2 protein-coding genes (both only partly in view) are annotated in these 26,363 nt (G+C 57.4%); both read right to left on the bottom strand.

What is annotated here, in order from left to right:
- Nucleotides 1-9,352 carry the 5' portion of a non-ribosomal peptide synthetase gene (locus tag A3842_RS01640; protein ID WP_143186121.1) on the bottom strand. 7,442 nt of this gene lie to the left of the window's left edge, so 9,352 of the gene's 16,794 nt are visible here — the first part of the coding sequence; its start codon is at nt 9,350-9,352; its stop codon lies off the left edge, out of view.
- Nucleotides 9,306-26,363, bottom strand: the 3' portion of a protein-coding gene (locus A3842_RS31765; RefSeq protein ID WP_143186120.1) for a non-ribosomal peptide synthetase. 5,730 nt of this gene lie beyond the right edge of the window; 17,058 of the gene's 22,788 nt are visible here — the last part of the coding sequence; the start codon falls outside the window, past its right edge; it ends in the stop codon at nt 9,306-9,308. Before A3842_RS31765 ends, A3842_RS01640 begins: the two co-directional genes overlap by 47 nt.

The following is a 26,363-nucleotide window of genomic DNA, read 5'->3' as shown; positions in this document are numbered from 1 at the left end:
CCAGCGAATCGGCATGCGGGTAACGGCCGGCTAGTCCGATTACAGCGATTTCCCCCGTCCCCGCTGCAGCAGGAGCATGACTGCCCGTCGCCGGTATGTCGGCAGGCTGTTCCCGGAGTGAGCCGCGCCATGTTGTGTGGATGGGCTCCTGCACAGCAGCTGTCGGCGGCTCCTTCGTAAACCTATCGGGCAGGTCGTTCTCATGTACAACCGGCGCAGCAGCTTCCGCAGGCTCCTTGGTGAAGCTGCGTTCAACCTGTTCCCGGTGATGCTCCATAAAATAGGCGGCTAGCATCCTAAGCGTGGAGTTCTCAAACAATACTGTGCCGGATACTTGTCCGAACTTCTCTTCGAACAGCTTATTCAGCTCGATGATAATCAGGGAATCGACCCCGTATTTCTCAAAAGGCACATCCGGCTTCAGCGCCGACGGAGCAATCTTCAGCACCGCAGCGAACATTTCGCGCAGCTCCTCCAGAACGTTCTGCTCCGCAGCGGGAGCCGGGCTTCCCTGTACGACGGCCGGCTCCGGCCGGACTTCAGCAGCGGCAGGCAGCGCTGCCTTGGGCGGCACCGGTTCGGTTGCCGGATGGAGCTGTGTCGGCTGCGGCAGGCGGGCGACACCGTCGCTCTCCGCCACAATAATGCTCTGGCTCCTGTCCTCCCCTTCCCGCTGCGGCAAATCAACCAGTCGGGTATGGCGGAAGCCGCATAATCCGAGCACCTCCTTCCATTGCCTTGGGCTCAACAGCGGAGATCCCGGAATCCGCTTCTCGGGATCTTCAAACAGCCACCAGCCGGTCGTTAAGCCGAAGGTCAGTGTTGAGAATACCTGAAGGGAGGTCAGCTCGTTCAGAATAAGCTGCCCCCCCGTTCTCAGCAGTCTTTTCACATGGCCGAGAGCCCGCTGAATATCCCCCGTTGCGTGAATGGCGTTGGAGGCGAAGCAGATATCCATCGAATCCGGCTCAAAGCCCTGGGCTTCGATGTCCTTCTCAATATCCAGCGTTAGGAACAGTCCGAACCCGCTGGTCTCCCCGTACTGCTTCTCTCCGTACCGGGTAAACCCAGGGGATATGTCTGTATAGTAGTATTCAATCTGCTCCCGCAAATCCTTAAGGGCATCGAAAACAAAAACACTGGTGCCCCCTGTTCCCGCACCGATTTCCAATACCTTGACAACCTCGCCCGGATTGGCCTTCAGACGGGCTTCAACGATCCGGCGGATCAGCGAAGCTACGGTCTTGTTGTAATAATCCACCAGCGCATTGCCTTTGTAGATCGGCTCTACCCGCGATTTGGAGCCGTCCGGGAACAGCACCTGCATGTGGTCCAGCTTGCCGGTCAGCACTTCGGGATACGCCTCCAGGCACGTATCGAGCAGCGCAACGTAAGGGCTCAGCAGCGGATAGGCCTCAAGCATGTCCTGTTGGCTCGGCTGCGCTGTCTCCGGCTGGTCCAATCGTGGCAGCATCGCGGCCGAATTCCCGTCCAGCAGCATGTAGCCGCGACCGGCCAGCATACGCACGATCGCATCGAACAGCCGGTCGTATGCCGGAATGATTCCCAGACGTTCCCGCAGTCCGCTTATGCTATGCGATTCACCGGAATGCTGCGAACCGCCCATTCTCCGAATTACGCCGGCCAGCCTATGCATGCCGTATGCTTCCACACTGCGGAATCCGGCGATGAGCCGGTCCACCTCCGCGGTTCCCGTCGGTTCCGGAGCCGGCGGCAGGGCGAGGGAGGCTGCGGGAGATGATGGCCGATGCGCGATCAGCTTCAGCTCCGGATCATATCCCAGCACCTCCAGTATCCGCGGAGAGGCTTTGATGACAATCACCTGCTCCACCGGACTCGCAAGGACCCGTTCGATCGTCTCCATGCCTTCACCGGTGTGGATGCCGGTCATTCCAAGTGAATTGAGGCGCTCTACATAATTTTTGCCCGCCACTATTCCGGTTTCGCTCCAGTAGCTCCAGTTGATTAGCTTAACCGGGAAGCGGGCCGCAGAGGATATCGCTTGAGCGAACAGGTCCTGGAACCTGGAGCCTGCCGCGTAATTACTCTGCCCTGCGCTCCTGAGAAACGAACTGGTGGAGGAGAAGAAGAGCATGAAATCAAGCGGCGCTTCCTTGAATACATGGTAAAGGGCCGCCGTGCCTGCAACTTTGGGCGCGAGCACCTCCCGCAGAACGGACTCGGACATGGATTCAATGGTCTGGTCCCGCAGCGTAAGGGCGGAATGGATAACTCCGTCGATTGCGCCGAAACGCTCCACCGCCTGTGCCGCCGCCAGTCCCAATTGTGCAGCGTCGCTGGCATCCGCTTGAAGGTAGACGGCTTCTCCGCCTTTGGCTTCAATGCTCCGGATTGCATGTCCGATTTCTTCGTCCAGCGTACGTCTTCCCACCCAGACCAACCGGGCCCGGTATTGGGCCGCCAAGTATTCGCTCAAGCTTCGGCCGATGCCGCCTGCACCGCCCACGATAAAATACACTCCCTGCTGCTTGAAGGCGCTATGGGCGGCAGGAGGCAGCTCCAGCCCGTATACAGCTTGCCGGTACAGCCGATCGCCCCGCAGAGCGGTCAGCCCCTCTCCTTCACTGACATCCTGCGTGTTATAAGCGATCAGCTTCGCCGTTAGATCCGCCGGGTCAGCTTCTTGCAAGGATATATCAAGATGGCGAATGCGCCAGGCCGGATATTCCGCTGCCGCCCCCATAGCAAAGCCGATCAGAGATGCAGCCCCCGGATTCGCAGTCTCCGTTCCCGTGACGATCGCCGCCTGGTTGGTCACAATAAGCAGCCTGAGCGGCTGTCTGGTCCTTCCCCGCTTGCCGAGCGCCTGGATGAGCCGGAACAACGCGATAACCCCCTGCTCCTCCAGCTCCCGTATCCTGTTCAAGTCAGCCGGTCCATAGACGCAAGCGTGCAGCCCGCCCAGGAAATACACCTGATCGACGGGGCCGATGGCCTCGAGCAAAGGCTCGAACGCCTGCGGATCGGCTGTATCCATCTCATACTCATGTTCGTGGACGCAGAACGTCCGCCGGCCCATACGAAGCATCTTCGCATTCGGGAACCGCTGTCTGAACTCAGGTGCAAGCTCTACCGGTAGCTGCGGCGCAATGACCAGAACTTGTTCATGTCCGGTTAGGGCTGCGCTGGAATCGGCCGAGCCTGCCTGCTTCCACTGCGTGGAATAATACATTCCGGACGCAGGCTGCTTCACTCCCCGTGACATCAGCTCCGTGAAGGCAACGCATACGTTGCCCTTATCATCCAGAATGGCCAGATGGAATGAATGCTCGCCGTTTCTCTGCACATAGGCGTAACATTCAGCGGTAAGCGGGCGAAAGAATTCCACTCGTTCGGCAGCGAACGGGATTCGGGGGGCGCCGCCCTTGTTCATAAGAATGGCCATCGTCTGCAGCGCGCCGTCCGCCAGAGATGGGTGAAGATTATATTCCTCCAGCTCATGGGCATAGTCCGCAGGAAGCTGCATGGCGCCCAGCGCCTCTTCCCCGTTGGACCATATCCGCTGCACCGACTGAAAGTAGGTCCGGTAATGAATGCCTGCATCACGGATAAGACGGTAAAAAGGCTCCCGTTCATGCACTGTCCGGCAACGCGCCTGAATGTCCGGAATGGACACCTGCCTGCTTTCCTGAACTTCGGAGGCCTTGCCGATGGTGCCTTGGGCATGCAGCATTCCCTCTGTGCCGCCGCTGCGCACCTCATAGCCGAATTGCTGCTCCCCGCGCTCCTTGAGAAGCACGTAGACATCCAGCTGCTCCTCTGCAACAGTCAGCGGCTGGAGCCACGCCAGCTTCGACAGGACAAACGGGCCGGATCTGAACATGGACGCCGCCTGATGCACCATTTCAAGGTAGCCTACGCCGGGCATGATCTCCATGCCGTTTACTTCATGGTCCTTCAGGATCGGCTCGCGTCCGTTGAACGTTTTGTGGAAGCAGACCGCCGCATCGCCCGGCGCCGGATACACCCGGTCGATCAACGGGGCCTTTCTGGCGGCGGGTTTCAGCAGCTCGTTGAAATCCACCGGCAGCTTAAAGGCTGTCCGGGCAAAAGGATACACCGGCAGCGGCAGCTTGCCCGGCTTGGTTCTGTACAGCAGCTTCCAGTCGATCCGTGCTCCGTCGGCCCACAGAGAGGCCAGCTTCCGGTACCGCTTGTTCTTTATCAGCATACGGACGTAATCCGCTCCTTCGGAGCCCTCCAGCAACTGATGGACGCTCTGTCCATCGCCACCGGCGCTTCCCCGGAACAGATTGCCCGCCGGAGCATGCCCGTCGATAAATGAGATCAGCATTTCTTGCAGCTCATCCAGTGAATGAACTGACAGCGCAAGGCGTTCCTCGAACTCCTCACGGCCCGTTTGCAACGTAAATGCGAGCTTACTCAAGGTAATGGAGCTGACCGCTTGAGCATTCTCCAGGAAGTTCAGCAGCCTTTCCGCATACTCCCGGAGAGCCTCTGCGGTTTGGGCGGACAGAACGATCAGGAACTCTTCGCCGGTGTCGTCGCTGACCACGCTGTCAGGCTGCATGAATTCCTCGATGACGATATGGGCATTCACTCCGCCGAAGCCGAAGGAGCTGACCCCGGCACGGAATGGAATATCCCTTCCATCCTTGCCCGTAAGCCGCTTCCAGGCCTGTGTGCCGCGCACCAGATAGAACGGGGAGCGCTCCAGCTCAATCAGCGGATTAGGCTCGCTCAGCTGCGGATTGCCCGGTATCGTCCGGTGCTTCATCGCCAACAGCACCTTCAGCAGACCGGCAATTCCTGCGGTAGCCTCAAGGTGGCCAATGTTCGCTTTCACTGAACCGATGGCGCAGTAAGGCTCTGCGTCCTTGCTGCCGCCGCTCCAATGCCCCAAGGTGTCGAACGCTTTTTTGATTCCGTTAATCTCGATCGGATCACCGAGCGCCGTCCCGGTTCCATGAGCTTCCAGATAGGTAACGGTGGAGGAATCAATCCCTGCCTTCCGGTAAGCCTGGACCAGCAGATCCGCTTGGGCGTTGACATTCGGGGAGGTCAAAGAATTAGTACGACCGCCGTGATTCTCCGCCGAGGCGCAGATGACCCCGTGAATGTGGTCGCCGTCCGCAACCGCCTGAGCCAGCGGCTTTAACAACACGGCCGCAATGCCTTCGCCGCGGACATAGCCGTTGGCGCTTTGGTCGAAGGCCCGGCAGCGTCCGTCCGGACTCAGCATATCCGTTTTGCTCAGGGCAATGTGAGCAAAGGGGCTGAGGATCAGATTGACGCCTCCGGCGATAGCCATGGAGCATTCGCCGTTCAGGATGGCGGCAACCGCTCTATGTACTGCAACCAGCGAGCTGGAGCATGCTGTATCGACAACGGCGCTGGGTCCATGGAAATTGAACAGATAGGAAACCCGGTTCGGGATGACGGTGCGGGACAGCCCTGAAATGGAATGGGCGTTGATCGCTTTGCCGCTGGACTGCAGCACATCCAGAAAATCGGTTCCTGTGCAGCCGACAAAAACTCCCGTATCCGACCCCGACAGCTCGGACAGCCTGTAACCGGCATTCTCGAAGGTCTCCCAGACCACTTCCAGAAACAGCCGCTGCTGCGGGTCCATAATCTCGGCTTCTCTAGGCGATATCCCGAAGAACAGGGAGTCGAAATGGTCTACGCCGGACATGAATCCGCCCCATTTGGAATGGCTCTTATTGCTGCTTCTCTTGGAATCTCCGTAGAACGAATGGTAATCCCAGCGGTCCTCCGGAATTTCCGTAACCAAATCTGCACAGCGCTCCAGGTTATTCCAGAAGTCCTGCAGAGTGGGTGAACCGGGCAGCCGCGCCGACATGCCGACGATGGCAATCCGGTTGTCCTCCCGGTCTTGTTCGGCAGCCGCGCCGGCATTACCGGACAGCACCGCCCCGGCTTCGCCTGGCGCTGCCGCACGCCGGCCCCCTTCCGCCTCCGCCGGAGCCTGCCCGGCAGCCTCCGTCACCGGCTCGGAGCGGAGTGCCGGGACAATGCTGACCTGTTCCGACAAGTAGGCGGCGATGTTGTCAATCGTGCTGTATTCGTAGAACAGTGTCGCATTTATTTTGATGCCAAAAAGACGGTTGACCGCAACCCCAAGGTCCGTAAACGAGATGGAATCGAAGCCGTAATTGCCGATTGGCACATTTGTGTCAATTTCGTCCGGGTCCAGCTCCATTATGCCGGCGATCGCCCGGATCAGCCCGCCTTTCATATCCTCTGCCGCAATTTCGGAGCCTCTCGGTTCCGTTGGTCCCGGTTGTTCCGCAGCAGCTGCTGTCCCGATCCCCCGAAGATCTGCAAGCGGTGCCGTTGACAATGTTTTCCGGTCAATTTTGTTATTCAAGGTGTGCGGATATGTCTCAACGGCAATATAATGGGCAGGAATCATATAGTCCGGCAGCACTTCGGCCAACCGCTTCTTAAGCAGCGCCGCTTCCGGCTCCGCCGCATTTCCGGTTATGAGAAAAGCCGTCAATGGCCTGCGTTCACCTTCATTGCGGAGCACTACAACCGCATCCTGCACCCCGCTGATCCCTTTCAATGCGGTTTCAATTTCACTCAGCTCGATGCGGTAACCGCGAATCTTCACCTGATTGTCCATCCGCCCTAAGTATTCAATGGTTCCGTCCGCTCTGTAACAGGCCAGATCTCCCGTCTTATAGAGCCGCTTCCCGGTTCCGCCGTCCAGACTGTGGACAATGAATTTAGCGTCCGTATCCTTCCGGTTATTCCAATACCCATTGGCGAGACCATATCCGCCGATATGCAGCTCTCCTGCTACTCCCGGCGGACAAGGCTGCAGCCTCTGATCCAGCACATACATCTGCGTGTTGGCGATCGGATGACCCAGGCTGATCGGCGAGCCGCCGCTGACCTTCAGGACCGACGACCAAATTGTCGTCTCGGTAGGTCCATACATATTCCACACTTCTCCGGCCCGCTCCAACAGCTGATCGGCCAATCCGGGCGACAACGCTTCCCCTCCGCACAGTAGCTTGAAAGGTCTGCTTCCGCTCCAGCCGGCCTTGAGCAGCATGCTCCAGGTAGCCGGAGTGGCCTGCATGACGGTAAACCCGCCTTCTTCAATCCGGTCCTTCAGCGCAATTCCGTCCTTAGCCACATGCGAGGGCACAAGCTCCACAACCCCGCCGCAAACCAGGGGCAGAAGCAATTCCAGATAGGCAATGTCAAAGCACACGGTGGTGACGGCAAGCAGATGATCCGTTGCTCCGAATCCCGGCGCTTCAGCCATTGAGCACAGAAAGTTCGTCAGCCCTTGATGCGCCACCTCGACTCCTTTCGGACGTCCGGTGGAGCCGGATGTGAAAATGACGTAGGCCGCATCCTTCGGATCATGCTCTCGGGACGGCTTGCCGTAACTCCCGGCCGCCGCTTCAATGCCGGACCACTCGGAGTCCATGGCAAGCCCGGTGGCAGCTCCTTCCGGCAGCAGGCTTAACAGACCGGCCTCGCTGATAACACAGCAAGTTTCGCTGTCTTCAAGCATCATCCGGATGCGGTCTGGCGGATAGAGCGGGTCCAGCGGCACAAAGCCGGCTCCGCTTTTCAGCACCCCGATCAATGCCGTCAGCAGGTTAACCGACCGCTCCATAAATACGCCAACCAACCGGCCTCTGCCGATCCCCCTGGACTGGAGATAAGATGCCAGAACATCGCTTCTTCGATCCAGTTCCCCGTAGGTCAGCGCTTGTCCGCCTGAAATTACCGCTGTGGCAGCGGGAGCCGCCTCTGCCTGCTCTGCGAACAAACAGGCGGCGCTCTTGTCAATCGGATAGGTGCATTCCGTATGGTTCAGCTTGTCCAGCATCCCGGTTGCTTCCATAGGCTCCATAATGCCGATCTCCGACAGACAAAGCTCCGTATCCGCAACGCAGGCCGACAGCACATTGACATAGTGCCGGTTCATCCGCTCAATCGTACGGTCCTCGAACAGATCCGGGTTGTACTTCCAGTACAGCCGGTATCCGTCCCCCAGGTCCATAATCTCCAGAGTCAAATCGAATTCGCCCTCCTGGCGAAGCCCTTCATACGGGCCAGCAATCAAGGCAGATGCCTTGTTGAGACCCGGCTGCTCCAGCCAGTTCTGGTAATAGAATGCCGTATTGAACAGAGACTGGACCGACTTATCCTGTCTGCGCATATCCTGAAGCAGTGTGAAATACGGATAGTCGCTGTTCTCAAGCGCTTCAAACACGGCTTGTTTGACATTACGAAGCTGATCAATGAAGCGGGAATGCTCATTTAGCTTGCTTCGGATGACCACCATGTTCATGAAATAGCCGATCACCCGCTCGAAATAGGCCTCCGGCCTTCCCGCCATCGGAGTCCCCACCGGGATATCCTCGGACTGGCTGTACCGGTAGAGCAGTGTTGTATAAGCGGACAACATCACCATAAATGGAGTAAAACCATGTTGGGCAGCCAGTTCACGAACCCTCTCTGCGGTATCTCCGGGCAGCGGATACGCCTGGCTCTTGCCGGAGAAGCCCGGAGAGGCCGGCCGCTGCTTGTCATACGGGAGTTCGATATGGCCTTGCCCCCCGTTCAGCTTGCCGAGCCAATACTGCTTCTGCGCTTCTCCTTCTCTGCCGGCCAAGAATGCCCGCTGCCACCGCACATAATCACCGTAATCCAGTTCGTCGCTTCCGGGACTGCCGTTCCCGCCGGACAGCTCCGCCTGATAACAGGCTTCCAGCTCCTCTACAAGAATCTGGGAGGATATTCCATCAAATATGATGTGGTGGATGTTGAAAAATAACAAATGCGCACCATCCGGCCGCCGATACAGCCGTACCTTGAACAGCGGACCGTTCTCCAGCTCAAACGGGCTGCGTGCCTCCTCCTTCATCAAGACCTCCAGCTGCTCCTCCGTCATCCGGGCGGTGTCCTGCTCCAGCATATCGATTGGCAGCCCGGCATCCGTATGCTGCAACGGATTGCCGTCTGTGACGGCAATCCGGGTGGACAGGATGGTCCGGCGCTTCACCAGACGGCCAACCGCCCGCTTCAGCGCCGGAAGATCGGCTTCCGGCCGCAACCGGAAGACCAAGGGCGTATTGTACGCGTAATTGTCCCTGGAGAGCTGATAGATGACCCATAACGCTTTTTGTCCTTCGGATAAAGGGTATCCCGCTGCTTCGTCCCGCTCCGGTTCAGCGGCTTCCCACGATTCTTGTCTGCACATCTCCAATGCTTCTTCGTCAGACAGCTCCGATGCCAACTGGTACAAATCTTCAAGCTTCATCTCGCTTAGAGCCACCTCTCGTTTCAGTTTTGACAAGCCTTTGGTGGAGCCTGCTTGCTTCGGCTGCGGTAAGTCTTCCCGCTTTTACCCCCGCAAGCAGCATGCGGAACACCTCCGCTGCACCATCGCTGCCACCTTCTCTGCGCTGGTCAGCTTCGGTCAATCCGTTGCTGCTCCAGATCCCTTCATCCGCTAAATATTGCGCCAGCTTATGAACGGTCGGATGTTCGTACAAGGCGCTGACCGGTATTTTTGTCCCAAGCCGTTCTTTCAGTTTATTTACAAAGCGCATTCCGCTTAACGAGTCAAAACCAAACCTGTGGAACGGCAAATCGGCATCTAGCTCTTCAACCGGAATTTTGACAATATCGGCGACCATCTGTTTCACCAGCTCTGCAAGTGTGTATCCTTCAGGCCGTTCAGGCTTGCTGCCCGCTGCCACCTCTTCCGGGGGAGCGATCCTGCCGCCCGGCTCTGCACCTGTCCATGATTCTGTAATCCAGCAGCGTTTACGCTCAAAAGGGTACGACGGCAGCGGAGCACGGCGGGCCTGACTCAGCTGCGGGAACGAGCGGGCTTCGATCTGCGCACCGTTCACCCACATCTGTGCGAGCCCACCCAGATCTCCGCGTTCCCAAGCCCGCTGCACATCGTCTGCCTCCTCCTTCCCGGATATCCCGTCCATAGGGTCGAGTGTTCCGTAATAAATCCCCCACTTGCGGCGGCTTCCCTCCAGGACAAGCTCCAGCTTCTTCAGCAGATCCGCTCTGCTCTCTGCAACGATTGCCACTCTGCTCTCCATCCCTTCGCGTCCGCTCAGCAGCGTATAAGCGATATCCGCAGCCGGTAGGCTTGGATGATTCGCGATGAAGCTGTACATTCGGCGCGTATGCTCCATGAGCCGCTCATCATTCTTGGCTGACCATACGAACAACAGCGGCCAGGTATCCGCTCTTTCGCTGCCGCCAGGCTGAGCTACCCTGTACTCTTCCACGACCAGTGCGGCATTGGAGCCTCCGGCACCGAATGAAACGATCAATGAGCGGAGAGGCTCACCGGGGGAAGGCTCCCATTCCTGGAGCGATTGTTGAAGGTATAGCGGCGAACCCTCAAGCTTAATATCCGGATTCAACGGATCGGCGCTGATGGTCGGCACCAAGGTTCTGTGTTTCATCTGCAGCAGCACCTTCGTCAGCTGGGAGATCCCCGAGGCCGCTTCCAAATGGCCGATATTGGCCTTCACCGTTCCGAGCGAAATACTGCCCGGTCGGCTGCCCAACTCCTTAAACGCTTTGATAAGGGCATGGATCTCGATCATATCGCCAAGCGGTGAACCATTGGCGGCAGATTCCACATAACGAAGCGTGTCTATCGGAATGCCGGCCTCTTGCACGGCTCTCGTTACGAGCGCTGCCTGCGCATTGGGGTTTGGCATGGTGAAGCTGTTCGTTTTCCCTCCATGATTGGAGCAACTGCTCTTGATGACGCCATAAATGACATCGCCGTCTTTGACCGCCTCGGACAACGGCTTCAGAAGTACGGCTCCCGCCCCTTCCCCCATGACGTAGCCGTCACCGTCGCTTAAGCTTTTGCTGCGGTCGGCGCTTCCGATCATCCGGGTCTGGCTCAGCCCCAAATACTTGTCGGGCAACAATGTCAGATTGATGCCTCCGGCAACGGCGCTCAAGCATTCTCCCCGCCTGATGCTCTCACAGGCCAGGTGTATAGCATTCAGGGAAGACGAGCAAGCCGTATCAATCACCATGCTCGGCGCCTGAAAGTTAAAGAAATAGGAGATCCGGTTCGCGATCGACCAATAGGAGGTGCTGGCGAGCAGGCTCCCAACCTCCAAATGTCTGGCTGCCCAAGGATAATGCTTGTACATCGTACCCACGAACACGCCCACAGAGCTTCCCAGCGTTTCTCTTGTATAACCTGCGTCTTCCATCGTTGCCCAGACCGTTTCCAGCATCAGGCGTTCCTGCGGGTCCATCAGCTCCGCCTCTGCCGGAGAAATATTAAAGAACAACGGATCAAACCGGTCTACACCGTCGATGAAACCGCCCCATTTGGAATAGCTTTTCCCCTGAACCTCCTGGTCGGCATCATAATACATGTCTCCGTCCCAACGCTCCTGCGGCACCTCGGTAATACAGTTGGTCCCGCTTTTCAACCGCTCCCAGAATTCATCCAGGTCCGCTGCAGAGGGATACTTGCCGCTCACGCCTACGATCGCAATCTCCTGACCGTCACGCCGGTCTGCCGGCTGAACAACGTTATGCTGTCCGGTATAATCCGGGAACGTCGGTTCTGCAGCTTCGGCCGGCACATGCACATCAGTCAACGGTTCGGCTGCCACAGCAGCTTCATGCAGCATATCCAGATGCTCCCGCAACGGCAGCTCATAATGCTCCGTAAAATAATCTGCCAGTTGGCCCAAGGTCTGCAGCTCAAAAAACATCACCTTGGACATAGAAGGAAGGTAAGCCTCCAACTCCGTGCTGACTTTCATGAGCATGATGGAATCAAGGCCGTACCTTTCGAAGGGAACCCGCTCCTGGAAGGTATCGACCGCAATCCCGCTGATCTTGGCAAATACCTCTGTCAGCATATGCAGCGTCCGCTCCCGCAAGCCAGTCGAATCGGCCGCCTCCCGGCTGACGGCTTCTGCCGACAGATCAGCGGCCTCCGCAGGAGCAGGGACGGCAACGTTGGCCGCAGCCGGACCTTGCTCTGCTCTGCCGATGCCAAACACGGCTGCGATTTGATTCCGGTTCCCGCTGAACACAGTAACATGGGCTTCCCCGGAATGAAGCCCCGCCTCCAGGATGCTGCAGGCTGAAGCGGTGTCTATCGCTCCCATGCCCGTCAGCTCCAGCATCTGTTTTTCGGCGGAAGCATCTATCGTCATTCCCCCGTCGCGCCAAAGCGGCCAGTTGACAGATAACGATTTGCCGTGACGCTGCCCCTTCCGGCGAAGGCTCTCCCTCCATACCGCAAAGTGATCCAAAAAGTGGTTGGCATAAGCATAATCGCTTTGTCCCACATTCCCTATCTGGCCTGAAATCGAAGAGAAGAGGACAAACAAGTCAAGCGGCAGGTCACGGGTATACGTGTCCAGATGGAGGAGTCCATCGATTTTGGGAGCGAGCACCTGCCTCATTTGCTCTTCAGTTTTACGCGTCAAATAAGCATCGCGGATTGTCCCGGCCAGGTGCAGCACACCATGGATGCTTCCGAAACACCGTATCGTTTCTTCGATGACGAAGGCCACATCGCTTCCGTTGGTAATATCCTTGTTCCAATACAGGATTTCGCCGCCCAGCTCCTCCAGCTCCCGCAGCTCCCGCTCCTTCTCCCCATCGAGCGGAGAACGGCCAAACACGACTATCCGGGCTTGATAGACCGACAACAGATGCTTGCACACCAACCGGCCTACGCCCCCTAAGCCGCCGCTGATAATATAGACCCCGCCGTTACGGAACGGCGACGGCCCCTTTCCGTTGAGGGGAAGGCCGCATTCGATCAGCTTGCCGGTCAGCCTGTGCCCATCCTGATAACGGACTACTTCTACCGCAGCCGGCTTCGCTTCCCGCCTTAGCTCCGCAGCCGCTTGTGCAGCCAGAAGATCCGGCTGGTCTGAGCTTAAGGAAATGCACGCCAGCAGGCGGTTCTCCAGCGCCATACTTTTGAGCAGCGCGCTTGCAGCGGCGTGGTATACCTCGGTCTCCTGCGGTTCCCGGTGGACCGGATAGGCGAACACAAGCTGCAGCGGCAGCGGCTTCATGATTTGTCCAAAGGACTGCATCATATAGGCCAGTGAATAGAACCCGGACTCTACAGCAGACAGCCCGGCCTGGCCATCCGTCAGCATGCTCAGCAGGCTGTCCGGCTGTATTCCCCGCTCCTGCAGCACTCTCCAGAGAGCCTCATAATCCCGGCGGTTCACCGGATTGATCCGGTACTCCAGCTTGCCGCATGCCGCAAATTCAGTTCCGGGCATAACGGCAATCAGGCATTCGGTACCAGGCAGCTTATCCTTGACCTGAAGCAAGGCCTCTTCGCCGGATACGAATACGACGGCAGTTCTCGGCCGCTCCTCTCTGCCATCCCCATTCAACGGCGCTTCGATCCAACGGCTGCGGGTGAACAGGAAGCTGTCCGTATGCTGCGGTCCAGGCTGAAGGGATGCCGCTTTTTTGGCAAAGTCCGTAAACTCTGCGCAGACACGGCCCGCTTCGTCAAGCAGCCGAATATGATATTTCTTGAACGTCTGCCCGACCGCTGCATCCAAGCCGCCTGCACCTGCCGGAGTTACATACACGTACCCTTTCTCCGGCAGCGGACGGTACCAATACAGCTCTGCCAGGCTGAAGGGCAGATATGCCGTATCGCCGGCTTCTTCAAGTCCGGAGACCATTGTGCTTTGCAGCGCGCCATCCATAATCGACGGGTGCAGCATATACTTTGCATCCCAAGACCTACACTCTTTAGGTATAATCCAATTGGAGAGCGCTTTCATTTCATTTTTATGCACTTTTTGGATACTCCGCATAGCAGGACCGTAGGAGAAACCCTTCCGCTGCGCCTGCTCGTAGAAATCCTTCCCCGTCTCTTCTGAGCCGCATTGGCGAATAAGCTCTGCAAGCGGCAGATTGTCGGGCTCCTTACGGCTCTGCCTCCCCAGCAGAACCCGGCCCTGACAATGAACGATTTCGCTCCCGTCTGCCTGCAGGCTGGAGATTACAAAGTTAAGCCTTTCCGAATCCCGTTCAAGCCCGGAGAAGGAAACAGACAGCTCCCTGCCCCCCTCCGGCACGGTCAACGGCTGAACCCATACCACATCCTGCAATCCCGCAACCGCTTGTTCGGCGGCGAGTTCACCCAGCGCTCTGGCCATCTCCAGGTAGATGACACCGGGAGCAATCATGCCGCCGTGTATGCGGTGATCCCGGATGAACGGGGCGGTGCTGCGGAGTGTCGAAAGAAATTTTACCTGCCGCAAGGTTGAGGTATTGGCCGTATACAGCGGATGGTTGCCGACTGCCTCCGTTAACTTAACCTCTCCCCCCTCAGCGCCTGCTCCACCGGAACTTGGTATCCCGTACAGCCATTTGATGCTGTCTGTTCCGTCTATCCAATGACGTTCTTTCTGGAACGGATATGTCGGAAAAGCTACCCGTGAGCGTGCCGACGACGTATGTAGCAATCTCCAATCAATTCTTGCTCCCTTCACCCAATGAGCCGCAAGCTCCCCCGGATTATACCGCTCTATCCATTCCTGGATCATAGCCTGTTCCGCAGCACCGGCGTTTGTCAGATTGTCCTCGTCATAGATGCTTCCTCTGTACCAGTCGCCGGTTCCACCGCGGATAAACTGCTGAAGTTTGTGAACCAGTGCATGCCTATCTTCTGCAACGGCGGAGAAGCGCACCTCCAGCTCTTCCCTTGCCGTCTGGGACGTAAAAGCAATATCCTCCAAATCCGCTTCTGTCCGTCCAAGCTCCTGCAGCACCCGCTCGGCGTAGGCAAGGAGCCGCTCTTCGTTCCTCGCGGACAGAACGAAGATCTGGCTGCCGGCAGTCCCGGAGCGGGAGATGTCTGCAGACTTGGGCGCCTCTTGCTTCACATATTCCTCAAAGACCAGATGGGCATTTACCCCGCCTGCTCCAAATGAGCTGACTCCCGCTCTGCGGGGAACCGGGTGCCCCTCTCCGTCCCGGAGCCGGCTCCAGGGCCGGCTCTGCTCCAGGATATAGAACGGACTATGCTTCACATCAATATACGGATTTATCTCCTTCACATGAAGGCTTGCCGGAAGGGTCTTATGTTTAAGGGCAAGCAGAATTTTCAGTACCCCCGCTATGCCCGCCCCAGATTCAAGATGTCCTATGTTTGTTTTGACCGAGCCCAGTCCGCAATGCGGAACTTCTCCAGGACGAATGCCCCATTGGTCATACAGCTCTTCAAAAGCCAGCTTGAGCGCGTTAATCTCTACAGGGTCGCCCAGCGGGGTGCCGGTGCCATGCGTTTCAATATACGTAACCGTAGACGGATCTATGGCCGCCTTACCGTAAGCGGCTTTAATCACTTCGGCTTGGGCCAGCGGGTTCGGTGAAGTCAGGGATTTGGAGCGCCCGCAATGGTTAACCGCATTTCCCCGAATTACCGCATAGATCCGGTCACCCTCTGCCTCCGCCCGGCTGAGCGTCTTAAGCAGGAGCGCTCCGACTCCTTCCCCCCGGACAAAGCCGTTGGCGTCCTTGGCAAATGTTTTGCAGCGGCCGTCCGGGCTGAGCATATCCGCATTGCTGTAGCTGATGTACAGCTTGGGACTCAGGATAACGTTGATCCCGCCGGCAATGGCCAGATCACAGCGGCCGCTGCGGATATCCTCCACTGCCCGGTGAATCGCCACAAGCGAACTGGAGCATAACGTGTCGATCGGCTCACTCGGTCCAGTGAAGCCAAAATGATAGGAGATTTTATTCGGAATCATCGGATGATTGTTCCCCGTCATCGTCAAGGCATCCACCGGACTTTGGGCCAGAACCTCCGAATAGTCCCCGTTGGACACCCCCACATATACACCGGTCCGGCTGCCGGACAGATTGCGGGGCTTATACCCCGCATCCTCGATCGTCTCCCATACGGTCTCAAAAAAGAGCCGCTGCTGCGGGTCCATGTACTTGGCTTCGGCAGGGGTTAAATTGAAGAAAGCCGCGTCAAACTTATCGACCTCCTCTAAAAACCCTCCCCATCTGCTGTTCGTCTTGTTGGCTTCTTTCCGGGGGTCGCCATAGTAGTCCCGCCAATCGAACCGGTCCGGAGGGATTTCCGTAATCAGGTCGCGCCCTTCCCGTAAATGCTCCCAGAACGCATCGAGATTGTCTGACTGCGGCATTCTTCCGCCGATGCCAATAATCGCTATCGGTTCTGCTCCCCCTTCATCACTTACGGAGGAAAGAACGGTTTCGCCGGCGTATTCCGGAGAGGAGGCTGTTGCAACGGTTAGCCGCGATAGTTCATGCTCCTGACGGATCTGCTGCAGCTCACTTTCCTTGAGACGCTCTTCTAGTGCTCCCCTCTTCTTGGCGAGCAGATGACCGGCTACATTATCGACAGTCAAATCGTTCACCTCGAAGAAAAGAGCGGGTGTGGTCTCCAGATGCAGTCTGGCATTAATCAAACCGGAGAGCTCCGTCAACAGAATCGATTCGATGCCATACTGGCTCCAGTCACGGGTCGCGGATATGTCCGCAGCCGGAATATTCACCATCCCGGCCAGAATGCCGGTCAGCTCCTCACACAGGTAAGCAAGCAGCGCATCTGTATTCCGCTCCTCGGCTTGAGCCACCGGGACATCAGCTACCGGCGATGTCCGCACTGACGGCTTGTCCTTCGATAACGGCCGTACCATATAATCCTTCATTCGGATTAACACCCTGCCGGACTCATCCACAATAGCCACCTCCAGCTTTCTTACACCGCCGCTCTCCTGTTCCGGCGCAAAGGCGGCATAAGCCCAGCAATCCGGCGTAAGTCTGCTGTGTATCTCCAGGCTGCCCAGCGCAAACGGAATGTATGGGGAGGCCGTTTCCAGTCCGTGATGCACCAGAAATCCGGCCGTTTGCAAGGCACCCTCCAGCAGCACCGGATGCAGCAAGAAGTCGTCCATACTCTCTCTCAGCGGCTCAGGGACGGAAATCCGGGACAAGGCTTCCGTCCGGTTGCAGCTCAAGCCATGAACCGGCTTGAAGCTGGGCCCGTAGCGGAAGCCCGCTGCTTCAAACAGGGAGTAGAGCCTCGGATGCTCGACCTTTTCAGTACACCGGGCAAGAACCTGCTCAATGGCCACCGACCCGCCGGTTACTTCCGGGTACGCATCATATGCAACTTCCCCCTGGGAGTATACGGCCCCTTGCTCGGATACAATCTCATATTCGGCAGCCTTGTCTGTTTTCCGCAGCCTGATGCCGGTTTCCTTCGGTTCGCCGGTCAATTCCAATGGCTGGGTCCACACAACATTTCTAAGCCCGGTTACCTTCTGTCCGGGACTCGATAAGGCCCCGGCCGAACGGGCCATTTCCAGATAGACGACACCCGGAAGAATCATCCGCTGGTTCACAATATGATCCTTCAAATAGAACTCGGATGGATCATACACTTTTCGGTAAAGCTGATCCCCGAAAGTAGACAGGTTGGAATCAAGCAAGGCGCCCAGGCGGCTATGCTCTGCCCGCTGCTCGTTAAGCCCGCGCTCGCTTCTGTTCACCCAGTACCGCTTGCGGGCAAAGGGGTAGGCGGGCAGCGAAACTTTGCGCGGACTTGGATTCGCATACAACCTTCTCCAGTCATAGGTGCCGCCCGCCGTCCAGGACCGGGCAAGCTGATCCAAGCCATCCTCGGTCCGCCAATCGGCGGTTTGCCCCGGCTGCTTGCAGCTGTCCCTGTAGATTCTGCCTGCCACCGATCCTCCCTCGGCAATAAGCTCCAGCTTGCTTGCAAGCTCATCGACGGAGTTGACAATCAAGGCAAGCCGTTCTTCCATGGCCTCTCTTCCCGTTTGCAAGGTGTAGGCCACATCCCGAAGAGAAAGCGGGCCGGAGGTCCGGCCGTTCTCCGGCCTTGTTGCGGTGCCGGAGAACCGGACTATAGCCGAAAGCTGCTTCAGACTGTGCTCAAGCACAGTATCCTGCTCAAGCACCTGTGATCCATATCTGGCTTCAAGCTTCCGGAGGAAGCCGTCTATCGTAATGGGGTCCAATCCGCATTCGGCCAGCGTCATGTCTTCCTCCAGATCCTCCGGCGAGACGTTCAGGCCATCTGCCAGTAGACGCTTCACCTCATCCATGAGGCGACTGTCCTCCCGTTCAGTTGCCGCCGGTTCCGCCGAATCCATACTGCCGATAAGGAAGGCATGGAGGGAAGCGGCGTAAGCCAAAAGACGGTCTTCACTCCGGGCGGATAATACGATCAGTTGCTCACCGTCCTCTTCCGCTGCAGGTGCCGTTGTTCCCGGTTCAGGCACGAATTCTTCAAGCACAACATGGGCATTCACACCGCTGAAGCCGAAGGCGCTGATGCCTGCCCGGTAAGGAAGCTCCTGTCCATCCGAATCCTTCAAGCGGGCCCATGGCTGTGTCTTCTCCACCAAGTACAAGGGGCTGTCATCCAGCTGAATATAAGGATTCCTTACGCTGTAATTGGCCAATCCCGGCAAGGTCTGATGCTTCATCGCCAGCAGGATCTTAATCATCCCAGCAATGCCGGATGCCGTCTCCAAATGTCCGATGTTCGGCTTCAGGGCACCGACGGCGCAATGTTTGGCCGCTGCCCTGGCATCATGCCCCCAGTCTTCATACAGCTGCTTGAAGGCCCGCTTCAAGCCGTTGACCTCGACCGGATCTCCGAGCTTCGTGCCGGTGCCATGGGCCTCCACATAGCCGATGGTCGCCGGGTCCAGCTTCGCCTTGCGGTGCGCCATCGAGACTACATCTGCCTGGGCGTTCGGATTGGGGGCCGTCAGCGAGCTTGAGCGTCCGCCATGATTGATCGCCGAACCGCGGACAAGCCCGTAGATCCGGTCACCGTCGCGGATTGCCCGGCTAAGCGGCTTCAGCAGGAGGATGCCCGCGCCTTCTCCCCGGACTGTACCTTCTGCGGCTTGATCGAAGGTTCTGCATGTTCCGTCCTGACTGAGAATGCCTACGTTGTCGAAGGAAATGTAGAGCGATGGGCTGGTAATGACATTAACCCCTCCGGCAATCGCCAGCTCGCAGTCGCCGCTGCGCAGACTCTCCACCGCCCGGTGAACGGCAACCAGTGAGCTTGAGCATGCCGTGTCTATCGGCTCGCTCGGCCCGTGTAAATTCAGCAGGTACGAGATGCGACCGGTCAATACATTGTGGGCATTGCCGGTTAAAGCCTGGGCCCGGCTCTCAGTCCTTCCCTCTGCCAGAACGTCGCTGTAATCGTGTCCGGCTACCCCGATAAAAACGCTGGTCCGGCTGCCCGACAATTCACTGGGGTTATAGCCCGCATCCTCGATTGCACTCCAGACCAGCTCCAGGCTGAGCCGCTGCTGGGGGTCCATCAGACTGGCTTCCCTGGGAGACATCCCGAAGAATCCGGGATCGAACTTGTCCACATCCTTCATGAAGCCGCCCCAGATTACCTTGGTCTTATCCCTGTCCTCCGGCGACTCCTTAAAATGATCGCGCCAATCCCAGCGGTCCGGCGGGATCTCCGTCACCATGCTATCCATGCGGACAAGCTTGTTCCAGAAATCAGTCAGATTGTCCGATTGAGGCATGTAGCCGCTGATGCCGATAATCGCAACCGGTTCATCGGCCGGGGAAGAAGATTCGGAATCGGCTACAGCAGAGCCGCTATCCTCTCTCGCTCCGGCTGCTTCGGCCTCCGGCTGTGCTGCTGTGGCAGGATGAATCCGTTCAAGCTCCTGCCCGAATGGCAGCAAGACGGTGAGCTTGTCTCCATGCTCCCTGGTCAAGTACACTGCCAATTCTTCTATATTCGGATATTCAAAGAACAAGGTCGGGTAAACCGGAAGGTCCAGCTTGCTTTGCAGCTCCTGGGCCAGTGCGATTAAATCTCCCGATTCGATGCCCATGGACATAAAGTGGCAGGCCGTATCCATTTCAGACGGGTTCTCCTGAAGCAAGCCGGCGATTTTACCGGTCAAGTACATTTGTACCTCCGCCAAAAGCTTATCCGGGGTCAATGTATGCTGTTTCATGGTACCGCTTATGCTCCTCCCGTTTGCCGGGCCTTCCGGCAGATTCTTGTCCGGTCTTATTCTTTTGCAGACAAAGCCCTTCATCGCCACAAGAACCTGTCCGTCGGCATCCGCCCATTCAATATCGCCTTCCCACAGCTCCGCATTCGTCCTCACTTCCCGCACCTGGCAAAAGCACTCATCCGGCAAAGCGCCGAAGATATACATCTGCTTGACCATCAGCGGAATCAGCGCATCCTTCTCTCCATGAGGCAGCAATGCAAGGCGGCACAGAACCGCACCATCCAGCAAGGCCGGATGAACTGCATATGCCCGCTGATCCTGTCTCATCTCAGCCGTGAGCGCCAGCTGTCCCCATACCGTTCTGGCCGCATGGGAGACGATAATTGTTCTGACGGTAAAGAGCGATGGTCCGTATACCCCCGGCTTGGCTTCATACAACGAAGAGCCCGGCAGCGCCTCATGCTCCGAGAAGGATGGAATCGTAATGCTCCGACTTCTTGCAACAACATCGGCAACCACTTCTCCCCGCGATGCCAGACGCTGCGGTCCCGATCCGTTATATTGAAACAGACTGTCCGCATACAGCTTACCGTCCTCCGCAGCGATACGGGACGTTATTTCAACCTGTTCACCCTCCGGCACTTCAACCGGCTCCTGAAAAAGCATGCCCCGGATCTGCAACCCTGGAGCATCCGGCGTGGAGTGCCTGAATGCTTCGTAGGCCAGGCTACAGTAAGTCACCCCCAACAAGGTGCGTCTGCCCATAGACAAATGATCCCTCAAGTAAGGCTCGTTGTAATGGTAGGTCGCCGTATAAGCGGGACGGTCCGGCACTTCATCCAGCGCCCAGCCATCCGCCAGCCAGTATCGCTGACGGTCAAAGCAGTAGGTCGGGAGCGGCAGACGGTCCGGCTTCCGGCTATTCCGATACAACGCTTCCCAGCTTACCTGTCCGCCTGCCACCCAATGCGAGGCCATTGTTTCCAGGCTTATGTCAGCCGGCGCTTCTCTTTCGGAGGGTTGGCCCGCACTGCCTCTGAACAGGCCTTGCACCGGTTCTCCTCTGCCAATCAAGGCCAGCTTCCCGGTCAACTCCGTCAGATCAGCCGCAACAAAGGCAAGCCGTTCCTTCATCTCCGCGCGGCCCGTCTGCAGTGTGTAAGCAATCCGCTCCAGCGACAAGACTTCTTCCGCTTCCGGCGTCAGCCGTCGCGTAATAAACCGCTGAAGTGCTTCCGCATACGCCAGCAGACTGCTCTCTTGGCGAGCCGACAACACAATGAGCACCGGTTCTGTACTGTACGCTGCCACAGCTTCCTTCCTGTATTCCTCCACAATGACATGCGCATTGGAGCCGCCCGCCCCGAAGGAGCTGATTCCCGCTCTGCGCGGAAGAGTCTTCCGCTCCCCGTTCTCCAGAATTACCGGACGGTTCCATTCCGTCAGCTCCCGCTGCAGATAGAACGGTGAACCCTCGAATGCAATGTACGGGTTGATCCTGTCGGTGTGGATGCTCGGTGCAAGCTTGCCGTATCTCATCTGCAGCAGCACCTTGGTCATTGCGGATATGCCCGATGACGCCTCCAGATGGCCGATATTGGATTTGACGGATCCGATAGAGCAATAGCTTTTCTTGGAGGTGAATCTGGAATACGCGATGCTCAGTGCCCGAACTTCGATCGGATCTCCCAAGGCCGTTCCGGTCGCATGAGCGTCCACATAGCTGATACTCTCCGGATCTACGCCGGACCGCCGTAATGCTTGCTCCACCACCTCTGTCTGAGCACTTAGACTCGGCGTGGTGAAGCTGCTCGATTGCCCACCGCTGTTGATGGCCGTACCTTTGATCACTCCATAGATATAGTCGTTGTCGCGGACTGCCTGATTCAGCGGCTTCAACAGAATGGCCCCGATGCCTTCGCCCTCGACAAAACCGTCGGCCCCTTCGCCGAAGGAGCGGTTCCGATCCGATCCGGCCAGATTGTTCAGGTTGGCCAGACGTACATGCTGTCTCGGATGCAGAATGAGATTGATCCCGCCGGCTACCGCCACATTGCAGTCTCCGTTCACCAGGCTTGCGCAGGCATAGTGAATGGCTGTCAGCGAAGAAGAACAGGCCGTATCGACCGCGATGCTGGGACCGGTAAAGTTGAAGAAATGAGAGGTCCGGTTGGCAATAATCCAGTAAGCCGATTGGGCGTTGGTCGCCGTGCCCTTCTCCCATGCACTGGTCGCAAGCTGTCCGTAAGCGCCGTACATCGCACCGACGAATACCCCAACTTTATCGCCCTTGTCCGCCAGCTTCTGTCCCGGATAGCCGGCATCCTCAAGGAGCGACCAGGTCGTTTCCAGGAACAGTCTTTCCTGAGGGTCCATCTCTCTGGCATGGTCGTCCGGAATATGAAACAGCGCTGCATCGAACTTGTCCACATCCCGGATAAATCCGCCCCATTTGCTGCTTCCTTTTCCTTGCTCACGGTTATCGGGATCATAATAACGCTCCCAGTCCCAACGGTCCCCCGGCACCTCTGTAACACAGTTGCGCCCCTGCTTCAGATTGTCCCAGAACTCGTCCAGCGTTTCGGCTAAGGGATAACGGCCTGATACACCGATGATGGCAATGTCAGTGGCATTGGACACCGCTGTTGAAGGCGTTTCACTGGCGTCGGACACCGCTGTTGAAGACATTTCATTGGCGTCGGACACCGCTGTTGCATGCATCTCCGTGGCAGCTGCAGGAGCTGTCTCCATCATTCCGGCTGGTTGCTCGTTCTTCGGAGCAAACAACGAACCGACCGGGGACGGGGTCTGTGGACCAGGCTTCACGCCGAACCTTTCCGTCATCTTCGCCCTATGCTCCCTTGCCAAGTAGACAGCCAGCGCTTCTACGGTAACATGCTCAAAGAACAGCGTGGACGGAAGCTTGCCGAAATCCTTCGCCAGCTCCTTGTTCAACTCGATAATAATGAGAGAATCGACACCAAGCTTATCAAATAACGTCTGCTCCCCGATTTTGTCAGTATCAATTTTCAGTTTGCGGGACAGCAGCTGTTTAATATATTGGCAGGCGCAATGGTAGAGTTGCTCGTCCGTCATCCCGTTACCGGTGACCGTAACCGCACCCGCTGCCGGGCTTGGGGACATGGTTCCCGGCAGCGAAGCAGGCTTCGGTTGATTCTTCACAACCGGGGGGCTCTCCGCCAATGCCTGCTCTGCCGCAGGCTGCTCCGCCCCTTCATTAATGAACACGCCGTTTCCTTCCGCCAGGATGACGGATTGATCGTTTACCCCGTCAACGTCAGCCAGCCCGTAAATACTGACATGAGTATATCCGTTGCGGTTCAAGCATTCTTCCCAGGCTTCGGCGCTTAACAGCGGGGAGCCCTTGATCCGCCCCGAATCGGTGAAATTCCACCATCCTCCCGTCAGACCGAAGGTCAAGGTGGAGAAATTCTGGAATTTGGTAATCTCGTTGATCACAACGATGCCCTTGTTTTTGAGCAGACCCTTCATATTCCGCAGCGTCCGCTCCACCGATCCCGTCGCATGCAGCACATTCGTTGCCAGAATGACATCGAAGCTGTCCGCTGTGAATCCCTGGCCGCCAGGCTCCTTCTCGATGTCGAGGACCTGAAAGCGAACATCGCTGTACCGGCCGCCGTAAGTCTCTTCACCATAGGCCGTGAAGCTTGCCGAAATGTCCGAATATACATATTCGATCGGGCCGCGCGGCCCGTCCAGCCGATCCAGCCGGTCCAGGACAATGGTGCTCGTGCCGCCTGTACCCGCTCCGATCTCCAGAATTCGGACCGGTGAGCCGTCTCCGACATCTCTTCGCTTACGGATATAGCTGCAGACTGCATCGGCAACCAGCCCGTTGTAATAATCAATAATCAGGTTGCCCCGGTAAATGTTCTGGACCAGTTCCTTAGAGCCGCCGGGGAACATAATCTCGACATAATCCTTCCGGCCGCTGAGCACTTCCGTGTAGTGGGCCACACATTGCCAGGTCAAATGAAAGTACGGTGCCAGCGTCGGGTAGGCCTGCTCAAGCGAAGTCTTGAGCGCTATCAGATTGCCGGCGGCAACCCGGAATTGTTCATCCTCCGCCAAGGAGGAGACAACGACCTCATCCCCGTCCCTGACCATTAAGCCGCCCCGTTCGAGCATATCCAGCAATGCGTCGAACAGCTGCTCATACTTTGGCACAATGCCAAGGGCCTTCAGCAGCTCCTGTCTACCGTAGCGTTCACCCGCTGCCGGAAACAGACTCTCCCTGAAGTACAGCCACAGGGCCAGCAGGCCGAATCGTTCCAGCTCCTTAAATCCGTTTTTCAAGAAATCTATCTGCTCCATCCCGTGCTTGCGTGATCCCGAATCCAAGCTGATCTCCTGAATCACGGACGGCAGCCGGGCAGGATATACCTTGGCACGGATGTTATTATCGAATCCCAGCTTATGGATTAGAGATGGTTTGGCTTTGAACATCAGCACCTGCGGGACCGGCTGAGCCAGCGCTCTGCCGATCGTCTTCATACCCTCAGCCGTATCAATGGGAAGCAGACCGGCTTCCGTGAGCAAACTGCGGTATCCATCCGATGCCACGGCCCCGACATTGCCCCAGAAGCTCCAATTGATTACCTTCACCGGATAAGCGGTCTTGGCGCCCAGCCAGATCGAGAACGCGTCCTGAAAGGAACTAGCCGCACTGTAATTGCTCTGGCCTTGATTGCCCAGAAGCGAATTCGTGGAAGAGAACAAGACCATAAAATCCAGCGGAACATCCATACAGGCTTCGCCCAGAGCAACAGAACCTGTCAGCTTCGGAGCAAGAACACTTATCAGGTGATCCTCGTTCATGTTCTCAATTCTCATATCTTGAAGCACCATTGCCGAATGGAACACTCCATGGATGGAGCCGTATAACACACGGGCCTGTTCTATTGCCGCTGTGAGAGCGGACGGATCGGTAAGATCGGCCTGAATGTAGACAGCCTCTCCCCCCGCCCGGCGGATATCGGCAAGCTTCTGCTCCATCTCTTCCGTCAACCGGCTGCGTCCCGTCAGAATCAGCCGGGCCTGGACCGTTCTGCCCAGGTGCAGCCCCAGTTCCCAACCGATTCCGCCCGCGCCGGCAATCCAGTATACTCCCCGGTTCCGGAAAGCGAGGCCGTCGCCGGACGGAAGATCAAGGCCGATGATCCTGCGGGTATACAGCTTGCCGCGGCGAACGGCAAGCTCTCCCGCTGCCCCCGACGCTGCTGCTTCCAGAAACGCATGTGCAGTCTCGCTGCTTGCTGTCGCATTCAGACAGCCCTGCTGCGGAAGATCCGCCAGCAGCAGGGACAGGCCGGGGTACTCCAGTGCTGCGCTTTTTAAGAAACCGCTTATGGCAGCGTGTACCGGATTCGTTGACTCGCCGGGCAGAACCTCGAAGATACCGTTCGTTACAACAGTGAGCCGGATACCCCGGATGTGACCAACGGCCTTAACCAGATGGAACAGCGCCACAACCCCGCAGCTTTGCCTTGCTTCCCAATCGGCGATCTCGCCGGTTGGGACCGGGCTGTCACTAAGTCCGCCAAGGAAATAGACTTCGGCAATACCGTTCTCCTCCACCGTTCTCCGATAAGACGCCTCATCGTTATAGGCAACGGTCCAACTGCGTCCTTCCTCCATAGAGGTTGCTTCCGCCACTCGGATTTCCAGACAATCCGGCATCTTGTTCCGCAGTGCCTGGGTGAAACCGCTAATGCCCGGAACCTCTTGCTCTCCGGAGATAAGAAGCACACGCCCGCTCTTCATCGGCGTACCGCTCCGGCGTTCACTATAACTGCCCATCACCCACTGCGGAACATATAGACTGTGTTCCTCCGCTTTTTTGATTTCGCGGGAAGCAAGGTTGTGGAAGGCTACGCATAATTTGCCCTGCATATCAAGGAGCGCCAGATTGTGGACATCCTTACCTGCTTGGACGGCATAGACGTAATACTCGCGGGAGCGCAGCGGCTCCATAATATGAATCTGCTCTGCGGAGAATGGCAGCTTGGCTACTCCCTTCTCCGTATTCTGATCAAACAGGCAGCCCATAGATTGCAGCACACAATCCAGTAATACCGGATGGGCCGTATAGCTGCCCAGTTCCGCATAAGCTTCATCCGACAGCTTAATCCGTCCCAGCACTTCCTTCGCACTGTGCCATACCTCTTCCATAGCCTGGAAGAAGGGGCCGTATACAATGCCGCTGCCTGCTGCCATCTGCGAGTAAAATCGCTGCTTGTCCAT

The sequence above is a fragment of the Paenibacillus sp. P3E genome, from assembly GCF_001909045.1.
In the GTDB taxonomy this organism is placed as follows: Bacteria; Bacillota; Bacilli; order Paenibacillales; family Paenibacillaceae; genus Paenibacillus_AQ; species Paenibacillus_AQ helianthi.
This window is presented reverse-complemented; position numbering and strand designations above follow the sequence as displayed.